22 protein-coding genes are annotated in these 22,954 nt (G+C 58.8%); 17 read left to right on the forward strand and 5 right to left on the reverse strand.

The window, feature by feature from the left end:
* Positions 1-28 precede the first annotated feature (28 nt).
* The 10 genes from nusG to HMPREF2999_RS02905 all read left to right on the forward strand — a co-directional run bounded on the left by nusG (position 29) and on the right by HMPREF2999_RS02905 (position 11,352).
* Entirely contained in the window at positions 29-775 is a 747-nt protein-coding gene (nusG, locus tag HMPREF2999_RS02860; RefSeq protein WP_049338063.1) for a transcription termination/antitermination protein NusG, read from the forward strand.
* A 266-nt stretch (positions 776-1,041) separates the two neighbouring features.
* Positions 1,042-1,470, forward strand: coding sequence for a 50S ribosomal protein L11 (gene rplK, locus HMPREF2999_RS02865; protein ID WP_005504870.1), 429 nt, complete (start codon positions 1,042-1,044; stop codon positions 1,468-1,470).
* A gap of 137 nt (positions 1,471-1,607) precedes the next feature.
* Positions 1,608-2,303: a 50S ribosomal protein L1 gene (rplA, locus tag HMPREF2999_RS02870; RefSeq protein WP_005504876.1), complete on the forward strand. Its 696-nt coding sequence runs from the start codon at positions 1,608-1,610 to the stop codon at positions 2,301-2,303.
* A gap of 304 nt (positions 2,304-2,607) precedes the next feature.
* Positions 2,608-3,582 carry a TDT family transporter gene (locus HMPREF2999_RS02875; RefSeq protein WP_070675934.1) on the forward strand — a complete coding sequence of 325 codons (975 nt, stop codon included), beginning with the start codon at positions 2,608-2,610 and terminating at the stop codon, positions 3,580-3,582.
* A gap of 101 nt (positions 3,583-3,683) precedes the next feature.
* Positions 3,684-4,838, forward strand: coding sequence for an ABC transporter ATP-binding protein (locus HMPREF2999_RS02880; protein WP_070675931.1), 1,155 nt, complete (start codon positions 3,684-3,686; stop codon positions 4,836-4,838).
* A 399-nt stretch (positions 4,839-5,237) separates the two neighbouring features.
* Positions 5,238-5,768: a 50S ribosomal protein L10 gene (rplJ, locus tag HMPREF2999_RS02885; RefSeq protein WP_049338065.1), complete on the forward strand. Its 531-nt coding sequence runs from the start codon at positions 5,238-5,240 to the stop codon at positions 5,766-5,768.
* A 156-nt stretch (positions 5,769-5,924) separates the two neighbouring features.
* Positions 5,925-6,299 (forward strand): 50S ribosomal protein L7/L12, encoded by a 375-nt coding sequence (rplL, locus tag HMPREF2999_RS02890; RefSeq protein WP_005504884.1) that lies wholly within the window; start codon positions 5,925-5,927, stop codon positions 6,297-6,299.
* Positions 6,300-6,623: 324 nt separating this feature from the next.
* Complete coding sequence (locus tag HMPREF2999_RS02895; RefSeq protein ID WP_070675929.1) at positions 6,624-8,165, forward strand: glycoside hydrolase family 32 protein; 1,542 nt, start codon at positions 6,624-6,626, stop codon at positions 8,163-8,165.
* Between the two features lie 253 nt (positions 8,166-8,418).
* Positions 8,419-10,425 carry a PTS sucrose transporter subunit IIABC gene (locus tag HMPREF2999_RS02900; RefSeq protein WP_070675927.1) on the forward strand — a complete coding sequence of 669 codons (2,007 nt, stop codon included), beginning with the start codon at positions 8,419-8,421 and terminating at the stop codon, positions 10,423-10,425.
* Between the two features lie 273 nt (positions 10,426-10,698).
* The gene (locus HMPREF2999_RS02905) at positions 10,699-11,352 is read left to right on the forward strand and encodes a GNAT family N-acetyltransferase (protein ID WP_070675925.1); all 654 of its coding nucleotides are present in this window, start codon (positions 10,699-10,701) and stop codon (positions 11,350-11,352) included.
* Positions 11,353-11,459: 107 nt separating this feature from the next.
* Here HMPREF2999_RS02905 and HMPREF2999_RS02910 read toward each other — a convergent pair whose 3' ends face one another.
* From HMPREF2999_RS02910 to moaA, 5 genes are all read right to left on the reverse strand, one after another.
* The gene (locus HMPREF2999_RS02910) at positions 11,460-12,536 is read right to left on the reverse strand and encodes a LacI family DNA-binding transcriptional regulator (protein ID WP_070675923.1); all 1,077 of its coding nucleotides are present in this window, start codon (positions 12,534-12,536) and stop codon (positions 11,460-11,462) included.
* Positions 12,537-12,691: 155 nt separating this feature from the next.
* Positions 12,692-14,005 carry a molybdopterin molybdotransferase MoeA gene (locus tag HMPREF2999_RS02915; RefSeq protein ID WP_070675921.1) on the reverse strand — a complete coding sequence of 438 codons (1,314 nt, stop codon included), beginning with the start codon at positions 14,003-14,005 and terminating at the stop codon, positions 12,692-12,694.
* Positions 14,006-14,143: 138 nt separating this feature from the next.
* A complete protein-coding gene (locus HMPREF2999_RS02920) occupies positions 14,144-14,824 on the reverse strand; it encodes a molybdenum cofactor guanylyltransferase (protein ID WP_371325957.1) in 681 nt (226 codons plus the stop codon).
* An 11-nt stretch (positions 14,825-14,835) separates the two neighbouring features.
* The gene (locus tag HMPREF2999_RS02925; RefSeq protein WP_070675917.1) at positions 14,836-15,102 is read right to left on the reverse strand and encodes a MoaD/ThiS family protein; all 267 of its coding nucleotides are present in this window, start codon (positions 15,100-15,102) and stop codon (positions 14,836-14,838) included.
* Between the two features lie 127 nt (positions 15,103-15,229).
* Complete coding sequence (moaA, locus tag HMPREF2999_RS02930; RefSeq protein WP_070675915.1) at positions 15,230-16,441, reverse strand: GTP 3',8-cyclase MoaA; 1,212 nt, start codon at positions 16,439-16,441, stop codon at positions 15,230-15,232.
* A gap of 232 nt (positions 16,442-16,673) precedes the next feature.
* Here moaA and modA point away from each other — a divergent pair, with 232 nt between their 5' ends.
* The 7 genes from modA (at position 16,674) to HMPREF2999_RS02965 (ending at position 22,899) form a co-directional block, all read left to right on the forward strand.
* Entirely contained in the window at positions 16,674-17,480 is an 807-nt protein-coding gene (gene modA / locus HMPREF2999_RS02935; RefSeq protein ID WP_070675912.1) for a molybdate ABC transporter substrate-binding protein, read from the forward strand.
* Positions 17,481-17,595: 115 nt separating this feature from the next.
* Entirely contained in the window at positions 17,596-18,396 is an 801-nt protein-coding gene (locus HMPREF2999_RS02940; protein WP_246823061.1) for an ABC transporter permease, read from the forward strand.
* Positions 18,397-18,519: 123 nt separating this feature from the next.
* Positions 18,520-19,899: a molybdopterin molybdotransferase MoeA gene (locus HMPREF2999_RS02945; protein ID WP_070675908.1), complete on the forward strand. Its 1,380-nt coding sequence runs from the start codon at positions 18,520-18,522 to the stop codon at positions 19,897-19,899.
* A 107-nt stretch (positions 19,900-20,006) separates the two neighbouring features.
* On the forward strand, positions 20,007-20,507 hold the full coding sequence (moaC, locus tag HMPREF2999_RS02950) for a cyclic pyranopterin monophosphate synthase MoaC (protein ID WP_070675906.1): 501 nt from the start codon (positions 20,007-20,009) through the stop codon (positions 20,505-20,507).
* A 56-nt stretch (positions 20,508-20,563) separates the two neighbouring features.
* Positions 20,564-21,082, forward strand: a complete 519-nt coding sequence (locus HMPREF2999_RS02955; protein WP_070675904.1) for a MogA/MoaB family molybdenum cofactor biosynthesis protein — start codon at positions 20,564-20,566, stop codon at positions 21,080-21,082.
* Complete coding sequence (locus HMPREF2999_RS02960; RefSeq protein WP_070675902.1) at positions 21,072-21,578, forward strand: molybdenum cofactor biosynthesis protein MoaE; 507 nt, start codon at positions 21,072-21,074, stop codon at positions 21,576-21,578. Before HMPREF2999_RS02955 ends, HMPREF2999_RS02960 begins: the two co-directional genes overlap by 11 nt.
* 127 nt (positions 21,579-21,705) lie before the next feature.
* Positions 21,706-22,899 carry a ThiF family adenylyltransferase gene (locus HMPREF2999_RS02965; protein WP_070675900.1) on the forward strand — a complete coding sequence of 398 codons (1,194 nt, stop codon included), beginning with the start codon at positions 21,706-21,708 and terminating at the stop codon, positions 22,897-22,899.
* Positions 22,900-22,954 lie beyond the last annotated feature (55 nt).

Here is a 22,954-nt window from a genome sequence, read left to right on the forward strand (position 1 = left end):
ATGATTAACGATAGAAAGTAGGAGCGACGTGTCCGAGCAGGAACTGGTATCCGAGATTGAAGAGGTCGAGGTAGCCGCTGCTGAGGCTACTGAGGAGTCTGCAGCTATTGAGCAGCAGGCTGAGGAAGCTACCGAGGCTGTCGAGGTGGCTGAAGCAGCTGCTGAGGCTGCTGAGGAAGTCGACGCTCTGGAAGAATTCAAGTCCAAGTTGCGCCGTCAGATGGGTGACTGGTACGTGGTGCACACCTACTCCGGTTACGAGAACAAGGTGAAGACCGGTATCGAGACCCGTATCCAGAACCTGGAAGCTGAAGATGAGATCTTCGAGGTTCAGGTTCCCATGGAGACCGTGGTTGAGTTCAAGAACACCGTGAAGAAGACCATCCGCCGCGTGCGCGTTCCCGGTTACGTTCTGGTTCGCATGGAACTGACCGACCACTCGTGGGGCGTTGTCCGCCACACCCCCGGTGTGACTGGCTTCGTGGGTCAGGATGCGTACAACCCGGTCCCGCTGCGCATGGACGAGGTCTTTGACATGCTCCTGCCGGTCTTTGAAGAGCAGCAGCAGAGCCAGGGCCTGCCCGTTTCCAAGCCCGTTATCGAGTCCGACTACACCGTTGGCGAGAACGTCCGCGTGAAGTCCGGTGCTTTCGAGGGCATGGACGCTACCGTTTCGGAGATCAAGGGCGAGTCCCAGCAGATTGTCGTGATGATTTCCGTCTTCGGCCGCGATACCCCGGTGACCTTGAGCTTCACCGAGATCGAAAAGATTTAACGTTTTTAGCGTGTGAATATGAGCCTCGCACTTCGGTGCGGGGCTCATATTTTGTGTCGGCTGTATAGCCAGCGGCGGCTGTGTGGGTGGGGTTTACTCTTTCTGCTAGCTGGCGCTGGATTAAGTCGCTGATTAACGCTAGAATTTTGGTTTGTGTATGCGCATGTCACGCTTTCATGTGGATGCACGGGTGACCGCGCCACGGTCACCGTCTTGCCGGCGTACGCTCCTGTGCGTCGGTTCCCAGCTAAGAAAAGGACCCTACATTGGCTCCCAAGAAGAAGGTCACTGGCCTCATTAAGCTGCAGATCCAGGCAGGCGCCGCTAACCCGGCTCCCCCCGTCGGCCCCGCACTGGGCTCGCACGGTGTGAACATCATGGAGTTCTGCAAGGCATACAACGCTGCAACCGAGTCGCAGCGCGGTAACATCATCCCCGTTGAGATTACCGTCTACGAGGATCGCTCCTTCACCTTCATCACCAAGACCCCTCCGGCTTCCCAGCTGATTAAGAAGGCTGCTGGCGTTGCTAAGGGCTCCGCTGTTCCTCACACCACCAAGGTTGGTTCGCTGACCGAGGCTCAGGTGCGCGAGATCGCTGAGACCAAGATGCCCGACCTGAACGCAAACGACCTGGATGCTGCTTCCAAGATCATCGCAGGTACCGCTCGTTCCATGGGTATTACCGTCGAGTAATTTCGGTTCGCCGAATAGCCGAGTAATCGGCACCGTAGATTTTTCTACACAGAACTTGTAAATGCCCGTCGTATGGACGGGATGTGGCAGAGCCGAGCGCGGCTCACGAGACCACAACTGCATAAGGAGAAAAGCAGATGGCAAAGCGCAGCAAGGCGTACAAGGCAGCTGTAGCCAAGATTGAAGAGGGTAAGCTCTACACCCCCGCTGAGGCAGTTGCCCTGGCGAAGGAAACCTCTTCCACCAAGACCGACGCAACCGTTGAGGTTGCAATGCGTCTGTCCGTTGACCCCCGTAAGGCAGACCAGATGGTTCGCGGTACCGTGAACCTGCCCCACGGCACCGGTAAGACCGCTCGCGTGGTCGTTATCGCAGCAGGCCCCAAGGCTGCTGAGGCTGAGGCAGCTGGCGCTGACTACGTTGGTTCCGACGAGCTGATCGCAAAGATCGCTGGCGGCTGGACCGACTTCGATGCAGCGGTTGCAACCCCCGACATGATGGGCAAGGTCGGCCGCCTGGGTAAGATCCTGGGTCCCCGTAACCTGATGCCGAACCCCAAGACCGGTACCGTGACCATGGATGTTGCAAAGGCTGTTGCAGACATCAAGGGCGGTAAGATCGACTTCCGCGTTGACCGTAACTCCAACCTGCACTTCATCATCGGTAAGGCTTCCTTCACCGCTGAGCAGCTCGAGGAGAACTTCCAGGCAGCTCTGGAAGAGGTTAACCGTCTGAAGCCCTCTTCGGCTAAGGGTCGTTACATCTCCAAGGCAACCGTTGCTACCACCTTCGGCCCCGGCATCCCCGTTGATCCGGCTGCCGTTGCTGCCTAAGGTATGCACCTGTAGCTTCTAGCATTTAGCTAGTGATCGCCCCCGACGTTTAGGCGTCGGGGGCGATTTTTTGTGCATGATTTTGTCTGTGTGAAGATTCAAGACACAGCGTGAAGATTCAATACGTTGCGTGACCGGCGTCAGTCAAAGTAGGTCACGGATTTCCAGCTTATAGAGGCTTAAAACATAGAATGATTTTCTAGTCCCTGGTTCCTTTGGCTTTGCACATGCCTCGGCACCGTCGAAACATATATTGGGGCTGCGTGCCCACAGTCTGCCCTACAACCATGAGAGGTAAAACCTAATGCCTTCTTCCCTTCAGAGCGAGCAGAGCGCCCGCCGCGGCCTCAGCGTGCCGGTCAATTATTTTGCGGTGGCGCTGGGTACCGGTGCGTTGGGTGCTGCCTGGCGTACCGGAGCCTCGAAAGGTATGGCTCCTGGATGGGTGGGGGAGAGCATCCTGGCTTTTAACGCTGTGGTGTGGCTGCTCCTGATGGGTTTTCTGGTTCACTCGGTGGTGAAGTATCGTGCGTGGGTGTGCAGTTTTTGGGAGCATCCGGCGCGTACCTGCTTCTTTTCGCTGATTCCGGCAACGACGGCGCAGGTGGGTGCGGCTCTCTACCCCTATGCGGAGACTCCGGCTCTCGCTTTGGTGGTACTGGGAGGCGTGGGCCAGCTGTACTTTGCCTCTCACCGCATTGCGGGTACGTGGCGTGGTGGGTATGTGCCTGAGGCTGCTTCGCCGGTGCTGTATCTGCCGACTGTGGCGACAAATTTTGCGACCGCTACGGCGATGGGTTTTGTGGGGTGGCGCGATATGGCGATGCTCTTCTTCGGTGCGGGTCTGATTTCGTGGTTCAGTATCGAGGCCGCGATTCTGAGCCGCCTGCGCACCCTGGCCCCGCTACCTCAGGGGGAGCGCGGCATTATTGGTATTCAGATGGCGCCGCCTTTTGTGGGTGGTAACGCGTACCTGGCGGCTAATGGCGGCACGGTGGACTGGTTCTTTTTGGTGCTGACCGGTTATGGCATTCTGCAGTTGTTCTTCTTGATGCGTTTGCTCCCGTGGACTCTTGAGGGTGGTTTCTCGATGAGCATGTGGGGTTTCTCGTTCGGTATGGCTTCCATGGCGGCGAGCGGTATTCGCTTGACGGCTGATGGCTCGCTGGGGTTGGTGGGTCCTGCTTTGACGGTGGCGGGTACGGCTTTCCTTATTTTCCTGTGGGCGGGTACGCTGCATCTGGCGTTGAAGGGGCGTCTGCTGGTACGACCGAGCTAGGGCGCTCACATGAGACTCTGGCGCGAGGCTCGCGCGCTGTTTTATGACGGTGCTTATCTTCTGCACCCGTGCCGGGCACAAGTTTCGGCGATAATGGGGGAATGACTTCTGCAGCCTACTCTTCTGCCGCGGCGGAGCCTTTTGAAGGCCTGCGTATTCGAGGTGTCGCTAAGACCTTTGGCACTGATACGACGGTTCTGAATGAGATTGACCTGGATGTGCACCCTGGCGAGTTGATTTCTCTGGTTGGTTCTTCGGGTACGGGCAAGTCGACCCTGCTGCGTATTATTGCCGGTCTGGAGGAGCCGAGCGCCGGTCGGGTGACCTACGCCGGTCAGCCTCTGGAGCGCGGCTCGGTGGGTGTGGTTTTTCAGCGCCCTATTCTGTACCCGCACCTGAGCGTGAAGGACAATATTCTGTTTCCGACCCGGCTGGGCGCGTTCGCCGGTCGGGTTGATATGGACTACTACCGTGAGCTACTGGAGGCTTTGAAACTTGAGGGGCTGGAGTCCCGTAAGCCTTCGCAACTGTCGGGTGGTCAGGCTCAGCGTGTGGGTATTGCGCGTGCTTTGATTCGTCGTGCTCCGGTGGTTCTTTTTGATGAGCCGCTGGCAAGTGTGGATGAGCAGATGAGTGCGAGTATCCGCGCCGATATTGTGCGCCTGCATGAGCGTTACGGTTTTACGGGCCTGTACGTGACCCATGATCAGAATGAGGCGCTCATACTGGGGCAGCGGGTGGCGGTGATGGATGCCGGCTACCTGGTGCAGGTGGACACTCCGGAGCGGTTGCTGGCGCATCCGCATACTCTGCAGGTGGCGAAGCTTTTGGCGGCGCCCGCGCTGAACCTTTTAGCTCTTGAGGATTCGGAGTCGCTTCCTGCCGGGTGTGAGCTGGCGATTCGTGCGACCGCGCTGTGCCCTGTGGCAGCAGACGCTGCTCATGCTCTGCCGGTGCAGGTGCTTGGCAGCCGCCATCTGGTGGGTGGCATGCTGTACCGTGCGCGTCTGTTGGAAGCGGTGTCCCTGCCTCTGGAATCTCGGCGGGCTTCGGCGGATTCTGAGCTGAGTGCCCGAATGCGTGCCCGAGTGCGTGCCGGTCAGGAGCTTGAGTTCTTTATCTCGGATGCGCAGGGCGCCACCTTGAGCGGAACCTCCCCGAACAGTACCTTCCTGAGTGCGGGGGAGCGGGTGCACCTGGGTGTGGCGGCGGAGCGTTGCTTCTTATTCTCGGATGGAAAGCGTTTTTACCTCTAGAACACGGTTTCTGGGTCTTTCAGCCGGGCCTTTTAGGTTGGAGAAAGAGCGGTTATTTGGCCTAAAAGGGGTCTTTAAGTGATTAATCCCGCTTAATCACGTTTTTAACTTGCGACTCGGGCTTTAACCTGAGATGATGAATGAACCAAAGACCGCCGGTCTAGAACTATGTCCTTTATTGCCACCTCGATGGAGACGAAGAACAGAGTTCTGATAAGAGCAGATTTCACTAGAAATCGCCGCCCGCGTAGGTAACTCGAAGTGAATAGCCGTTGCCCTCATGTAGGGCGCCGTCTATCGTGCCTCGTACGCCTACGCGTCGGGGCATTTTTTATTGCATGCAATAAATGCTTCGAGGCTCTACCGGCGACCTTACAAGAATCGGAAGAAGGAACTACCATGGCGACTCAGGAAAAGATCGCTGCAGTATCCGAGCTGAAGGAACTCTTCGAAGCTTCGAACGCAGTCATCCTGACCGAATACCGCGGTCTCACTGTTGCACAGCTCAAGGAGCTGCGCCGCGCACTCGGTGCAGAGACCGAATACGCCGTGGTGAAGAACACGCTGGCTGCTATCGCAGCTAAGGAAGCTGGCATCGACGCATTCGAAGGCCACCTCCAGGGTCCCTCCGCACTGGCATTCATCAAGGGCGACCTGATCGATGCTGCTAAGGGCCTGCGTGACTTTGCCAAGGCTAACCCCCAGCTGATTGTGAAGAACGGTTACTACGAAGGTGCCGCTCTGACCGAGGACGACGTCAAGCGCTACGCTGACCTGGAATCCCGCGAGGTTCTGCTGTCCAAGGTTGCAGGTGGCGCAAAGGCAGCCATCGCACGCATCGCACAGGTTGCAGACGCACTGCGCGTCAAGCTGGAGGAGCAGGAAGGCGCAGCTCCCGCTGCAGCCGAGGAGGCTTCGGAAGAGGCATAAGCCCCTTTCGTGCTACTGCACCAGCGCTGAGATACTCAGCAGCGTGAACGCGAATAGCGTGTAACGCACCCTAAATTTGACCGACCCTTTCCGGGTAGGTACTGAAGATTTACACCGCGGGCGTCAGTCCGCACCAGATAGTGAAGGAGCCAAACAATGGCTAAGCTGTCCATCGAAGAACTCATTGCAGCATTCAAGGAACTGTCCCTCGTTGAGGTTTCCGAGTTCGTCAAGGCATTCGAGGAAGAGTTCGACGTCACCGCAGCTGCTCCCGTTGCAGTTGTAGCAGGCGGCGCAGCAGGCGAGGCTGCTGAAGAGAAGTCCGAGTTCGACGTTATCCTGGAGTCCGCTGGCGACAAGAAGATCGCAGTGATCAAGGAAGTTCGTGCCCTGACCTCCCTCGGCCTGAAGGAAGCAAAGGACCTGGTTGACAGCGCTCCCAAGGCTCTGCTCGAGGGCGTTTCCAAGGAAGACGCTGAGAAGGCTAAGGAGCAGCTCGAGGCTGCTGGCGCAACCATCACCCTCAAGTAATCGACTTCTTCTCGATTCTTACGCGGGCGGTGCATCCATCGGATGCGCCGCCTCGCGGCATTTAACGGCCCCGCACCTACTCCGGTATGAAGACTGGGGGAGGTTCGGGGCTTCGTCGTGCCCGCTCTTTTCTCCTGTAGCAAACGGGGCATGCGCCACATAATCGGCAGGTGGCGGTATAAGCCGCTGTGGCCGCCCTGTGCCTCGGATGAGAGAGGCTGAGAGCACTGTGGTTCCTCTCTCCTGGAGCCCGGCAATGGGGGAGAGGTGCCGTATGATGGGATGAGACAACCCAGACATTCCTTTGCACGAAAGCGGATAGACATGAGCGAGCAGAAGAAAAAGAAGAAGAGCGCAACCGAGCGACCCGCCCGCGACTTGGCGGCTGAAGCACAGCAGGTTCTGGACGCTTTCGGTGCCGGTGTTCGTGAAGACCGCGACTACCCGGCTCTGCACCTGGCACCTCCCGTGGGCCGTCTGAACGACCCGAACGGCCTGGTCTTCGACGGTAAGCGCTACCACGCCTTCTACCAGTACTCGCCCCTGCACCCGGAGCGTATGGTCTACTGGCGCCACGCCGTCAGTGAGGACCTGACTCACTGGACCGATGAGGGTACCGCGCTGGTTCCCGATAGCCGCTACGATTCGCACGGCTGCTACTCCGGCTCCGGCATTAAGGTTCCCGGCGGTTTTGAGTTCTTCTACACCGGTAACGTGAAGGACGAAGAAGGCAACCGCGAAACCTACCAGATTCTTGCTACCGCGGGTGAGGATGCGAAGCCGACCCGTCAGTTGCCCCCGCTGATTTCCGGCCCCGCGAAGGGCTACACCGCGCACTACCGCGACCCGCACGTTTTTGAGCGTAACGGTGAATGGTGGATGGTCATCGGTGCTCAGCGTGAGGATCTGACCGGCGCCGTGGTCGTGTACACCTCCAAGGATCGCCGCGAGTGGACCTTCCACGGTGAGCTGGGCATCAAGGACAAGACCCTCAAGGGCACCTACATGTACGAGTGCCCCTCCCTGCTGAGCATGCGCGATGAGCTGACCGGCGAAATCCGCGACGTGCTGATTTTCAGCCCGCAGGGCATGCAGCCCCTCGGCGAGAAGTACAACAACATTTTCCAGAGCGGCTACATTGTCGGTTCGCTGGATAACGAGACCCTCAAGTTCACCGTGGAGACCCCCTTCACCGAGCTGGATGCAGGTTTCGAGTTCTACGCCCCGCAGACCATCTCCGGTACCGGCCTGACCGCTGACCCGAAGGCACCGCACACCGTGAGCGGCGATGCCCCGGTGATGATCGCGTGGCTGGGCAACGCAGACCAGGACGACCTGCCCTCGTGGAGCCACCGCTGGGTGCACATGTTCACCTACCCGCGTGAGCTGCACCTGCGTAACGGCAAGCTGTTCCAGCGCCCGGTGCCGCAGCTCAACGACGCGATGGAGATGAAGCCGCTGTACCGCGAGGAGGAGAAGGGCAAGCTCGTGGAGCTGAAGAACGCCCTGACCTTCCGCCTGCGCGGTCGTGTGAACGTCTCTGATGAGCGCGTGAAGCTGAAGATTAAGGACACTCACGGCGTGGCTCTGAGCATTGTGCTGGATAAGGACTTTGTGCAGATGGACCGTGGCGGTACCCGCTACACCGAGGGCGGTAGCCTGCGCCGCCGTACCCTGAAGCGTTCGAAGATTCGCGAGTTTGATCTGCTTGTGGATGGCTCGGCTACCGAACTGTACGTGGGCGGCAAGTTGGTCGCGTCCATGGGTGCTGAGGTTATGACTGCTCGCACCTTCTTCAAGGGTGATAAGCGCCGCGTCCGCCTGACCGGTGGCGAGGTGCTGTCCCTGGAGTATGGCCGTCTCTAAGTCGTTTTCTAGGCGCTGGTTCTAGGCGCTGGGAGCTGCCCGCACGGGTGGTTTTACGGTAATTTCTGAATATGTCTGAGGGCTCACTCTCCGTGTGGAGGGTGGGCCCTCGCTTTTAAGAACTTTCCCGTGATACCATGTTTTACATCCGATATGTCAAACGTATGACATATGCATGACATGCACACACAGACATATCTCACCTCATTCACAAAGCATCATACGGTGGTGCTCCAAACAAAGGAGAGCGAGCGTGGACCACAAGTCAGTGGCACAGCGCGTGCTGAAGGACGTCGGTGGCGTCGGCAACATCCTTGCTGCCGCGCACTGCGCAACCCGCCTTCGCCTCGTCCTGAAGAACCAGGACAAGGTCGACCAGGCAGCAATCGACAACGACGAGGACCTCAAGGGTAGCTTCCTCAACGCTGGCCAGTTCCAGATCATTGTCGGCCCCGGCGACGTCAACGAGGTGCACAAGCACCTGATTGCCGCTGGCGCACCCGAGGCATCCAAGGATGACCTCAAGAGCATCGCCGCGAAGCAGGGTAACCTTGTCTCCCGCTTCATCAAGACCATTGCCGACATCTTCGTCCCGCTCATCCCGGTGCTGGTCGGTGGCGGTATGCTGATGGCGCTCAATAGCCTCCTGACCTCTAAGGGTATTTTTGGCCCCCAGGCAGTTATTGAACTTTTCCCTGAATGGGCTGACTTCGCGGATATCGTCAACCTGCTCTCCGCAGCTCCCTTCGCCTTCCTGCCCGTGCTGGTCGGCTTCTCCGCCACCAAGGTCTTCGGCGGTAACCCCTACCTGGGTCTGACCATGGGTGCCGCAATGGTCTCCCCGGCACTGATGAACGGCTACAACGTCGCAGCATCCCTGGCAGGTGCTGAAGGCACCGACCCTATGAAGTACTGGAACCTCTTCGGTCTGCAGGTTCAGCAGGCGGGCTACCAGGGTACCGTGCTGCCCATCATGCTGGTCGCATTTATCCTGTCCCACGTCGAGAAGTTCTTCCACAAGGTCCTCAAGGGAACCATCGACTTCATCTTCACCCCGACCCTCACCATCCTGATCACCGGCTTCCTGACCTTCCTGTTGGTTGGACCCCCGATGTTCCAGCTGGGCACCTGGCTGGGTGAAAGCATCAACTGGCTCTACACCGTTGCCGGCCCGCTCGGCGGTCTGCTCTTCGGTACCTTCTACGCATTCATCGTGATGACCGGTATGCACCAGGCATTCCCGCCCATCGAGATGAGCCTGTGGGCTACCGGTGGTTCCTTCATCTTCGTCGTTGCCTCCATGTCTAACGTGGCTCAGGGTGGTGCCGCAGCCGGTGTCGCACTGACCACCAAGAACAAGAAGATTAAGGGTATTGCTTCTGCAGCCGCACCCTCCGCGTTCCTGGGCATTACCGAGCCCGCAATGTTCGGTGTGAACCTGGCTCTGCGCTGGCCCTTCTACATTGCAATCGTTTCCGCGGGTATTGGTTCGATGGTTACCTCTATTCTTGGAATTAAGGCGGGTAAGCTGGGTGCTGCTGGTTACCTTGGCTTCCCCTCGATTGAAGCAACCGTCGGTGCAGGTATCCCGGGCTTCTTGGGCTGCCTCGTCCTGACCACCGTCATCGCCTTCGTTGCCTCCTTCATCTGGGGTAAGAAGGTCGAGGCAGGCAACACTGAGGAGGCTGAGGCACCCGCTGCTGCCGCTCCCGTTGCCGCCGCAGCCGCAGCCGCTGCGGCTCCCGCGGCTACTGCTGCTGTAGCAGCTGAGGCTGGCGAGAGCGTCGAGATCGGCTCCCACATGGTTGGTTCCGTGGTTCTGCTGTCTGACGTCAAGGACCCCACCTTCTCCTCCGGCGCGCTGGGTGCAGGCACCGCAGTGGAGCCCACCGAAGGTAAGCTCTACGCACCGGCTGACGGCAAGATTACTGTCGCATTCCCCACCGGCCACGCCTACGGTCTGCGCACCGAGGACGGCCTGGATCTGCTGATGCACATCGGCATGGACACCGTTGAGCTCGACGGCAAGCACTTCGAGCCCAAGGTTGCTAAGGGTGACACCGTCAAGCGCGGCGACGTGATCGCTGAGTTCGATATTCCCGCAATTAAGGCTGCTGGCTACCCGCTGGCAACCCCCATGGTGATCACCAACTCCAAGAAGGCGGCCGCTTCGGTTGAGGATGTTCAGGTTTCTGGTGCATCTGTGACCAGCGCAGATTCGCTCCTGAAGGTTGCACTGAAGGCAAAGGCTAACGCATAGTCTGCACTCTTGATGAGTAGATAACCTCAATGTGATGTACACCCCGTACCGCTTTTCCTAGAGCTGGTGCGGGGTGTTCAATTTTTCCTGCAAGAGCGTGCAAAAAGTACGTGAATAAATATTCGCTAAAATTATGCATATTGGTGCAATATAAGCTGGCACACATTGGTGCATGGCCATGAAAAATGTCTTGATAAGGAACAATTTATTAGCCAGGAATGAATAATCCAGCTAATATTTATGTATAGTTTCAAGCTTTTGTAAAGGGTGAATATGACCTCAGCTTCCTATACCGTCCGCACCGCCGAGTCTCATGAATATGCAGATGCGCTCGAGGTGCTGATTGCCGCATTCGACGGAGACCCCGCCATGATGGCAGTCATTGCAGGTGGTAGCCGCCGACAGGAACTTGCCAAGCTCCGCGCAATCATGACCCTGCAGGTCTACGGTAACTTCCAGGGCCGCGGACGTATCGACATTGCTATTGACAACACCACCGGAAAAATCGTGGGTGTCTGCCTCTGGAACACCCCCGAATCCCAGGAAGGTTCCTTCGCTAACGAACTCAAGCAGATTGGCGCCTACTACAAGGCGCTCGGCTGCAAGACTCTGCTGAAGGCGATCCTAATGGAGCTGCATCTGCTCAAGTACCGCCCCGCGTACAAGCACTGGTACCTCTTCAACATTGGTGTTCTCGAAGAGTATCGTGGCCGCGGTATCGGCTCCCAGCTACTCGACTACGGTACCGAACGCATTGGCGACTACCCCGCCTACCTCGAAGCTTCGACCTACGACAGCGCGCGCCTCTACGAGCGCCGCGGATTCTTCTCCCTCGGCCCATTCCACGGCATCTTCTCCAAGGCGCACGCCGTTGGCATGGTCTACCCCGGAACCGGCCCGACCGAGATTGTGCAGCGCAACTCCTAAAACTTCCGGACGCTCACAAAACCGATAAATGTATATACAAAATCCGCCCCACCGTGAGCACTCGCACGGTGGGGCGGATTTTATGTTTCTACAATTCTTGAATGATCTTATTGCAGCTCGTCCGGGGCAGACATATCAGGCTGAATCTGATCCAGATCTGGGATAGAACGCACCGTCGCCCCCAGATGAAGCTCAACGGGGAGTACATCCTCAGGCTGGCTCATCGGGGGAGCAGCTTCCTCCGCGGATTCTCCCTGCTGCAGCTCAACCAACTCCAGCAGACGCTGCGCGGTACGCTTTGCTATACCCTCAATCGGCTGAACCACGGTCGCTAGTTCCGGCATGAGCAACTGAACGCTCTGCGTGCCGTCATAGCCAATCACCTGGAAATCCTCAGGAACACGAATGCCTCGAGCACGCGCCCACCCCAGGGTGAGTGCGGCGTAATTATCGTTGGAGGCGAAGACCGCGTCCACCGGCTCGGGGCTATCGGCACGCTCATCCAGGTAGCGGTAGAGCACCTCGCGCTTAATGCCCAGCGAAGGGCGGAAGCCCAGCTCTACAAACTCCGGCATGAGCCCCGCCTCAAGCATTGCCTCACGGTAGCCGCGCTGACGCTCATTATGCTCACCCAGGGTAGAAGTTACGTGCACAATATTCTGCGCACCCGTGGCGATGAGGTGCTCCGTGGCGGCGCGGGCACCTCCGTAGTTATCGGAGCGAATATTCGGGTAGAAACCGCTTTCGAGACGGTCTACGGTCACCAGGGGAGCCTGCGCATGCGGAATATTGACCAGCGCGTCTGAGTGGGCGCCGCTGATGATGCCGTCCACCTGATTGGAGAAGAGCATCTCCAGGTAGCGCTTTTCTTGCTCGGGGTGATCGTCGCTATTGCAGAGAATGACCCGGTAGCCCTCTTCGGCAAGGTAACTTTCGAGGCGGTACACCATCTCCCCGTAGAAGGGGTTCGCAACCGTGGGGAAGATGAGGCCCACCATCTGCGAGCGCTGACCCTGCAGGCTGCGGGCGATGGCATTGGGTCGATAGCCGAGTTCCCGCATCGCGTCGTGGACCTTGGTGCGGGTATTTTCGCTCAGGTAGCCGCGGTTATTGAGTACGCGGGAGACCGTGGTGGGGGAGACGCCCGCCAGGGCTGCAACATCGCTGAGTTTGGGCTTTGCCACGGGGGCTCCCTTCGATATGCTAAACGATTGACATATCTTTCTACTATACCTTCTTCACAGGAGCTAACGGAGCCTCGAAAATCAGACGGGGCCTCAAAAACCAGAAAAAGCGCTTTTCCCCTGTGATGCCAACCGCACCGATTTGCCGTGCCGGTCTACAGCACCGGAATAACCGGAACGCGAGCCCCCACCTCATGCGCAGAACCTCGCACCGAAGAATCATCCAACACCGCGCAGTGAGTAGCCGCCGCCAACGAGGACAACATATGCGACGCCGACTTCGGCAGAGGATACGCCACGCCATCACGCACCGATACCGGAAGCAGACGAGCCCCCGCCGGCTTACGCAACGTATCAACAGGCTCACCCAGAACCGCTGAATCCAGCTCAGGAAGGGGCATATCCCTCATACCAGCCAAAAGCGGCGGCAAATACGAATACAAAGCCGTGTACGCAGCCAAAGGATTACCCGGCAGACCCAACACAAAACGCTCACGACCCGAATTCGGACCCTTCTCCGGAACCGGCAAACGCGCAGCCAACGCAGGATGACCCGGACGCACATCCACCGACTCAAACAAGTACGTCGCACCCATATCGTTGAGCACCTTACGCACCAAATCAACACCCGAGGTGCTCGACCCGCCCGTAAACACCAACACGCGAGCCGTCGACGTGGACAAAAACGTGCGGAACTCAGACTCAACATCCGCAAGGCGAATCGAAGGGCGCGCCTCGCAACCAGCAGAAATAATCGCATGCTCCATAAAGCCGCCAAAGGCATCACGCACCTGACCCGGCGCAGGCACACCAAAGGTAATGACCTCATTACCCGTAAACGCGCAACGCACCGGAATTGGGGCATATACCGGCAACTCATCAAAACCATTCGTGCCCAAGAACGCCGCCATACGAGCAGACACACGGTCACCGTGGCGCGCCAACAGCTCGCCACGCTCCAGCTCAGCACCAGCATGGCGAATATCAGCGCCCGGTGCCGGAGGCTCAAAACCCTCCGCCATATCCAGGTAATGAATGCTCGCCTGAGTCTCCAAATGGGAACCCATGCCCGGACGAGAAGAACCCTCCGCCCCCTCATACAGGCGGGAATGCTCCTCACGCACAATCGCCTCGGCACCCTCGGGGACCAAACCACCCGTCAGAATCGGGGTCGCCTCACCCGGAACAATCGGCACCGTCAGACGGTGAATATTCGCGCGAGAATCCTCCGGATACGCCGGCGTCACCAGACGCCACGGAGGCGCACCCGCCACAGCGTAACCGTCCATCGCGGAAGAGCTGTAGTGGGGCACCGGCATCACCGAATAAATATCGGCCGCCAAATAATGGCCAATCGTTGCCAACAGCGGCAAAGATTCCGTCTTAACATGGGGCGCAACCTGCTGGCCCTCCTCATGCAGAATCTGGCGGGCCTGCTGCCACGAAACAGAAGGAATATGGTGAGACATCGTACCTCGTAAAAGTGTGTGCGGGACGCGCAACAGCGCGCGAGCTCAAAAATGCCACCGAATGCGGTGCCCAGAGCCCTAACCTACTACCTAGGTTACTAGTAGCTTGGCAACTAGCGCTCCTGGGCGCCTCAGATGCTAATAACTCGACCAGAGCGAAGTCGTATAACCGAGAGCCTGCGCCTGCTCCCACGTATCAACATCGGCGGTGTCAGCGGCAGACATCTGAACCGCCATCGGGTTCAAACGGCGCAAAAAAGAACGAACAGAAGCGTCAGTGGTACCGGTCGAAAAGACCGAACGGATCGCATCAAAACGGTAAATACCCACCAGCGGCTGATAGATGCCCTCAGCGACACCCCAAAAACCTGCAGAAGCTTCAGAACCAGCGGGGGCTGACTGCCCTACAGAAGCCTGCTCGGCAGCCCGCGCGGCGGCAATCAACTGCTGAACCGCCGGGGCAATACGCGGAGTATCCACCCCCAAAATCAGACACCATTCAGGCAGAGGCACCTGCGAGCGCTCGCAATCGGCCGCAATACACTCCAACCCGGCATGAATCGCCGCAGCGGGACCCGAAAACGGCGGATCCTCACGAGTGCGCAACACTCCGGACGGCAACGGCAAGCTCTCCGGGCCCACCACCACGCGCGGGGACGCGGCGGCCACCGCCTCCAGGGCACACCCCAGCAGGGTATTCGTGCCATCAGACAGGGACGCCTTCGGCACGTGGTTCAGGCGGCGAGAAGCGCCTCCGGCAACAACGACCGCGGCGCACGAAAAATCACCCTCAGCGGGAAGCTCAGAACCGGGCATCATATCCGCCCGCATTATCCACCCGCAAAGGGAGGCAGAACGTCCACACGATCGGCATCCTGCAGAGGAGCCTGCACATCAGAACGGGCACCATTGACCAGGAACGAGCACTGCTCCATGACCTGCGCAAGAGTCAGACCCGAAGGGGTCGTACCCTCCAAGCTCTGGCCCAGATGCTCAATCAGCGCGCCAAGAGTTGCAGACGGCAGCTGCGCCAGGGGCACCGACAGCTGCGCGGTACCCGCCGCAGAACGCGCGGCAGCGAAAAAATGAACCTGCATAATGCTCCTCAATCCTTGATCAAACTCTGAGTAGGGCAACCGAAATCCAGGGGGTAAGGTGCCAGTAAAAAGACCTTGTCCCACTCATATTTGGCTGTATACCCGGCTAATAAATAGGGTAGCTTCCTTAGCCACCAATAGCGCTCATCGAGCGGCTCGCCTTGGCGAACTCCTCAATATCGAAATCAGCGTCTTCCTTGCCGTGAGCGCGCGGCTTAAACCACATGCCCTCACGCCAGCGCAGAGCCAGCTGCAGATTGTCAGCGCCGGAACGTAGAAGCTGCATCAGGTCAGTCTCAGTGTCAGAGAACAGACACGAGCGAATCTTGCCGTCTGCCGTCAGACGGGTGCGGGTGCACGCATTGCAGAACGACTCCGTCACCGAAGCAATAATGCCCACACGGCCCAGCGACTCGGTGTCGTCAGCCGGGAAGCCCGCCTCATCCAGGGCAGTGCCGAGCGGGTACACCTCCCACAGCTGAGCGGGGGAGTCGCCGCGAGCCTCAGCCACCGAACCCAGAACGTACTCAGCCGATAGCTTCTCACGAATCTCAGCGGCGGTAATCGTGCCTTCGCGGGTCCAACGGTTATCTGCATCCAGCGGCATCTGCTCAATAAAACGCAGCTGATAGCCACCCGCCAACGCCCAGCGCAGAAGCTCCGGAGCCTGATCATCATTCAGACCCGGCATCAGCACAGCATTAATCTTGATGGGCCACAGACCAGCCTCCGCAGCACCGTCAATACCCTTGAGCACGGCATCGAGCTTGTCGCGGCGGGTCAACTCGGCAAAGGTTTCACGGCAAATCGTATCCAGAGAAACATTGATGCGGGTCAGACCAGCCTCCGCCAGGGCGGCGGCACGCTTCTCCAAACCAATACCGTTCGTCGTAATAGCAAGCGGAACATCCGGATGCGCTTGATGGATACGGGAAATAATGTCCACCAAATCGGCGCGCACCAGCGGCTCGCCACCGGTAAAGCGGATCTCCTCAACGCCCAGCTCAGTAATCGCAATATCGGCAAGGCGCGCAATCTCCTCGGCGGAGAGCAGATTCTCCTTCGGGAGCCACTGCAAACCATCTGCCGGCATGCAATAAATGCAACGAAGATTACATTTATCGGTCAGAGAGATACGCAGATCCGTCGCCACGCGACCCCAACGGTCCAAGAGCGGACCGCTGTTCGTAATATTCGGGAGCTTACGCTCGACCTTTACGCCACTCTCAGATTTTTCGGGCGTAATAAAAGCAGCCCCGTTACCCTCCGCAGAAGATAAGGTGCTTAACGTTGGGCCCGCAATGAGCTCAGAAGAGGCCGAATTTGCCGTGTACGCCATGTAAAACCTATGTGGAAAATTTGCATATTTCAGGTGACAATATGATTATTCCATGTTCCGGCGCCCCGTACATAGTGTGTGCAGGGTAAGTTACAACTGCGCCACGGCAGACAACCACGACGAAGTAACGCCGCGTGTACAAGCTAGGGACGTACACGGAACGTCATACAGAGCCCGCACATGGACGCACCTCACTTTCAATAGCAGTACGAACTAACCAAGGAAATACCTCATGAAGAGCCCCCTCGCAGCCCTCAGCGCGCTCGCCGCCGCAACCCTTGCCCTCACCGGATGCGGCGCCACCCAGAACTCCTCTTCGTCCACTGCCTCCGCATCGAGTAGCCAGGCTGCCTCCGGCAAGGTCGAAGTTTTTGCCGCCGCCTCTCTGAACAACGCAGGTGCAGACCTCGAAAAGGCATACGAAGCCGCCAACCCCGGTGTGGACGTCACCTTCGTCTACGAAGGCTCCGCAAAGCTCGTCAACCAGATCGAACAGGGCGCAACCCCCGACCTGCTCATCACCGCAGACACCAAGAACATGGACAAAGCAAAGAAGCTCGACCAGTTCTCGGCTTCCGAAACCAACGTTCTGGTCACCAACAAGCTCGTACTCGTCACCGCCGAAGGCAACCCCGGCAAGATCAACAGCCTCGACGACCTCAAGACCACCGATGGCGTCGTCGCAGTCTGCAAAGAAGACGTCCCCTGCGGCACCATCGCCCACCAGGAACTGAAGAAGCACGACATCACCCTCAAGAACGCAACCACCGAAAGCAAGGTCACCGACGTAGCCACCAAGGTCACCACCGGTAACGCCGATGCGGGCTTCATCTACACCACCGACCTCGCCGCCGCCAAGAAGAAGGGTGTCAACCTCGGCTCCGTCGAGCTGACCGATGTGGAACGCAACGAATACCCCGCGGCGCTCAGCAAGACCGGCTCTTCTTCCGAAACCGCGAAGAAGTTCAACGAATGGCTGAAGAACTCCGACGAGGCGAAGAAGATCCTCACCGAGTACGGCTTCAACACCGCACAGTAATTCAACACCGCCACAGTAGGGAACAACCCGCGTCTCATCACCCATGACAGACACTACCGCTACCCATCGCAACGCCGGAACCTCACGCACACCCGGAAGCAGACTCTTCGCCTCCGTGCCCGTGCTCTTCCTGGTTCCGGCGTCGCTGGGTATTTTCCTCATTGCCGGACCGCTCCTCGGGCTCTTCCTCAACATCCCCTGGAACCAGCTCGGCAGCATCTTCACCCCGCAGGTGCTCGGGGCGGCAAACCTCTCTCTTGGTACCGCCGCCGCCTCCACCCTCATCTGCGGGCTTCTCGGCGCACCCCTGGCGCTCGTGCTCTCCAAAGTGCTCAACCGCTCGCGGCTACACCGATTCGGGTCAGTTCTCTACGCCATCATCTACACCCCGGTGATTCTCTCCCCGGTAGTCTCCGGCCTCGGGCTGCTCTTCTTCTGGGGACGCAAAGGCATGATCGGCACCTACCTCTACCAGGCAGGAATCTCTATCCCCTTCACCCCGAACGCGGTGATTATCGCCCAGGTCTTCGTTGCCCTGCCCTTCTTCGTTGCCACAGCGGTCACCACCCTGCAGGCTATTCCCCGCGAATACGAAGAGATTGCCCTTGTCGAAGGCGCTAAACCCACAGAAATCACCTTCAAAGTGCTCCTGCCCCTCGCCGCGCCCGGCCTCGCCACCGCCTTCCTGCTCTCCTTCGCCCGCGCCCTCGGCGAATACGGCGCAACCGTCACCTTCGCCGGCAACGTGCAAGGCAAAACCCAAACCATACCCCTCGCCATCGACCTAGCTATCAACAGCAGCGACATCCCCAGCGCCCTCGGAAGCGCCCTGATACTCATCAGCCTCTACTTAGGAATCTTCGGGGTCCTCGGCCTAATCCGCGCCCTCAAAAAACTACGCGAAAGCACCCGATAAGCCACCCCGCCGCTCACCCCACCCACCCCTGGCATGCAGAGAGCCTTAGGACAAGCTCCATTTACCAGCCCACAAACACACACCTACACTAGTCATAACCGCCGCCGCACGATTGGAACCTCCATGATTTCCCCCGAATTCAACGGAACCCCCAGCACCGAGGAATACCGCGCCTACCTGGCGCTACTGCTACGCGAAGTCTTCATCGGCACAGCAGAAACGGTTTCCCTCTACCACGCGGCAGGACGCATCCTCGCCCAAGACGTCACCGCTCGTATGGACGTACCCAGCTTCGACAACTCCCAAATGGACGGCTACGCCCTCACCGCTGAAGCTGCAGAACGCGAAGACCGCATCTTCACCGTCGGACGAGAAATCCCCGCCGGCCGACCCCTCCAGCGTTCCCGCTCCTCCGACGACCTGACCTACCCCATCATGACCGGCGCGCCCATGCCCAAAGGCTACGACGCCGTCATCCCCGTCGAACAGTCCGAACGCATCGAATACCCCGACCTACCCGAATCCTTCGGCCGCCCCAGCGAAAAGGTCAAACTCGCCCCCGGCAAGCCCGGACAGTTCGTCCGCCGCCGCGGCGAAGACGTCGTCACCGGCCAGGTTCTTGCACGCGCCGGTGAACGCATCACCCCCGCCCTGCTTGGTGCGCTCGCCTCCCAGGGCTATGCGCGTCTGACCGTCGCGGCGGGTCCCCGCGTGCTCGTGTGCACCGGCGGCGACGAGATCCTCTCCGGCGTTGAAGAAGACGGAAGCGCCACCACTCAGGAACTCGCTCAAGGCCAGATTTTTGACGCCAACGGCCCCATGCTCACCGCTATGCTCCGAGAAGACGGAGCGGAGGTGCGACGTATCGCTATCGGTGACGATCCTATCGAGCTACTGCACCGCCTCACGGCAGAATACGAGAGCTTCAAACCGGACATCATCATCACCTCGGGCGGTATCAGCCACGGTAAATACGAGGTGGTCCGCAACGCCATCGCCAAGGCACACGAAGCCGATATTCTGGTGCCCGTCTCCTGGTTCGGCCACGTCAGCCAGCAGCCCGGCGGCCCCCAGGGCGTAAACGTTCTCGCTTTCAAGGGTCACCGCGTGCCCATGATTTCCTTCCCCGGCAACCCGGTGAGCACCCTCATCTCGTACGCGCTGATTCTTCGCCCCTACCTGCATGCCGGTGGCCCCTACGGCGTGCCCCACGCGGTTGCCTCCGAACAGGCAACCCTGAACAACGCACCACGAGGCGTGCTCGTCACCGACACCCCGCTCACTGCACCCGCAACCAAGCGCCAGTTCCTGCGCGGCACTCTCGCTATGGTTGAGGTGGAGCCCGGAACCTACCGGGTGGAGCTCTACCCGGACATCCTCTCAGGCTCGCACCTGCTGCACCGCGCCGCCCAGGCAGATGTGCTCATCGAGCTGGCGCCCGGAACCACCTACACCGGGGGAGAGGCGGTACACTACCACCGCATTCGCCTCACCGATAACTAGGCGACCCCCCCCGCATTGTTCCTTGCTTGAACGACAAGGAATAATTGAGACTCACACTAAGTAACGATTCGCGGCAGAAGAATACCGCGCAGAAGCCAGGAGAAACGATGATCTCTACCTCGCAGCCCAACCAGGAACTGACCCACGTGCGCGCCGACGGCTCGGCACACATGGTGGATGTTACGGAGAAGTCGGTCACCACCCGCACCGCTCTGGCTGAGGCGACCGTGCGCACCCGCGAAGACGTGATCGCCATGATTTTTGACGCTGATCTGCCCAAGGGTGACGCGCTTCCGGTCGCACGTGTTGCCGGCATCATGGGCGCTAAGCGCACCCCGGAAATTATTCCCCTCTGCCACCCGCTGCCGCTTGGCAAGATCACGGTCGACTTCGAGCGCGGCACCGACTTCGTGCGTATTGAGGCGTCCGTGAAGACCCGCGGCGTCACCGGCGTAGAGATGGAGGCGCTCACCGCCGTCTCCTCGGCGGCACTGACCGTTTTCGACATGATCAAGGCAGTCGATAAGTACGCCGTCATCACCGATATCCGAGTTCTGGAGAAGAGCGGCGGCAAGTCCGGCGACTGGTCCGTCCGCGAGGACTCCTAAGCTGCGGCGGCGCACCGCCCCCACCGTCACCTGATAGATACAGAAAAGGAAAGCCAATGAGTAGCGAAGACTACACCATGCCCGAAAACCTCACCGGCCTGGTTATTGTCGCCTCCACCCGCGCAGCCCGCGGCGTGTACGAGGATAAGTCCGGCCCCATCGCTGTGGAGTGGCTGCGCTCGCGCGGCTTCGACACCCCCGATGCCGTGGTCATTGAAGACCGCGATATTGTCGAGTACTTCAACACCCTGGTGACCGAAGGTAAGAAGAACGGTAACCTGCCGACCTTCATCCTGACCAGTGGTGGTACCGGTCTGAACTCTGACGACCAGACCGTGGAGGCGGTTCGCCCCCACCTGGACAAGGAAGTACCCGGCATCATGCACGCTTTCTGGATGAACGGTCTGAAGAACGTTCCCTCGGCGGTGCTTTCACGCGGCGTTGCGGGCGTCATTGACCGCACCTTCGTGATGACCCTGCCCGGTTCGCGCGGTGGTGTGAAGGACGGCGTGGCAACCCTCGACCCGCTTGTTGAGCACATTTGCCGTCAGATGGAGGACTACCATGACCACTAAGTCGCAGAACGAAGATTCCCTCGACCATTCGGGTACGCACGGTGCTGAGCCGAGCGGCTCGACCGTGGTGTTCACCGATATTACGGAGGCTCCCTTGGAGCCGCTGTACGCGGCGGCTAAGGCTGAGGTTATGACTGACGCTATGGGTGCCCTGGTAATTTTTGACGGCATTGTGCGCAACCATGATCACGGTAGCGCGGTGCGCGGGCTGTCCTATAGCGCGCATCCGCAGGCTCGTGAGTATATTGCGGAGGTTGCCGCCGAGGTTGCTGCCGAGTTGGACGGTGTGCGTCTGTGGGCTGTGCATCGTGTGGGTCCGATTGCTATTGGTGAGTCGGCTCTGACCGTGATGGCGGCGGCTGCTCACCGTGGCCGCGCGTTTGATGCCTGTGAGCTGGTGGCTGACCGGGTGAAGGCTCGTGTGCCGATTTGGAAGGAACAGGAACTGCTCGATGGGAGCATCGAGTGGGTTGGCGTGGATACTTCGCCCGCTTAGCCTTCTGAATATTCTGATATCTCTATATAAGCCTGTCAGGGGGATTTCTCTCGGGCAGGCTTATTTTCCTTGAAGCTTGGCTCCCTCAAGTTCAAGCCACCTCTACTACTAGACGCGAGGAATCTCTATGTCTTCTCAGCCTTCAATCGGCACGGGCGAGCTCTCTGCCGCTGAGCGTGCGTTCTATTCTCGTCAGCTGATTCTGCCCGAAATGGGTTACGAGGCTCAGTTGGCGCTCAAGCGCGCACGCGTGGTGGTGCTGGGTGCTGGCGGTTTGGGTGCTCCCGCGCTGCTGTACCTGGCGGGTGCCGGGGTCGGTCAGATTGTGGTGGTTGATGATGACGTCGTGGATGCCTCGAATCTGCACCGCCAGGTGATTCATACGCACGCCAGAGTGGGTAATTCTAAGGCTGAGTCTGCCGCAGAGTCTTTGCGCTCGCTGAATCCTTTTATTGAGGTTGTGCCGGTGCGTGAGCGTTTGACGGAGGCGAATGTTGATGAGCTTCTGTCTGGTGCTGACCTGGTGCTGGATGGTAGCGATAATTTCGAGTCGCGTTATGTGGTGTCGGCGGCAGCTGCGCGTGCTGGGATTGCGCATGTATGGGCTGCGATCCTTGGTTTTGATGCGCAGCTGAGTGTGTTTTGGGCTGGTCGCGGTCCGGTGTATGAGGATTTGTACCCTCATGCTCCTGCTGCCGGTAGTGTGCCGTCGTGTAGTACTGCTGGCGTGGTGGGTGCTATGGCTGGCGTGGTGGGTGCTGCGATGGCCATGGAGGCGGTGAAGCTGCTGACTGGGGTGGGCGAGCCACTCATGGGTGAGGTTGGCCTATACTCGGCATTAAGTGGAAGGTGGGAATATATACCTCTTGTAGGTAACGTGCAAGCTGTACCTAAGAAAAGTGCTGTTTTGCCCCAGGAAACGAGTCATAAGCCCAAAAACCATGTAACAATTCGTAATATTTCTCAGGACTTTACAAGCTCTTCTGTCAACTCGAAGCCCCGCTCAATGAGCGCCCAGGACCTTAAAAAGATGTCATCGGGTGAAAATATTGCCCTTTTGGATGTCCGTGAGCAGGTGGAGTTCAATGCCTTTGCGATTGACGGTGCCATTAATCTGCCCCTCACTGAATTGCTTGAAGCGGCTCGAAATGACTCCCTCAAAGCCCTGATTGAGCGTAAAATCCCCGCAAATGCCCAGAAAATCGTTATTTACTGCACCGGATACACCCGAACGGTTGAAGCGGCTCGTGAAATAGCGCCTCTGGAGGAGCGTTCTGTGTACATGCTTGAGGGTGGAATTTCCGCCTGGCTTACGGTCTAAAACACCCTTATTTCGCATGAATTAGGCAAGGTTTTTATCTCGTATTTTCTATGCC

Source organism: Rothia sp. HMSC066H02 (genome assembly GCF_001814995.1).
GTDB lineage: Bacteria > Actinomycetota > Actinomycetes > Actinomycetales > Micrococcaceae > Rothia > Rothia mucilaginosa.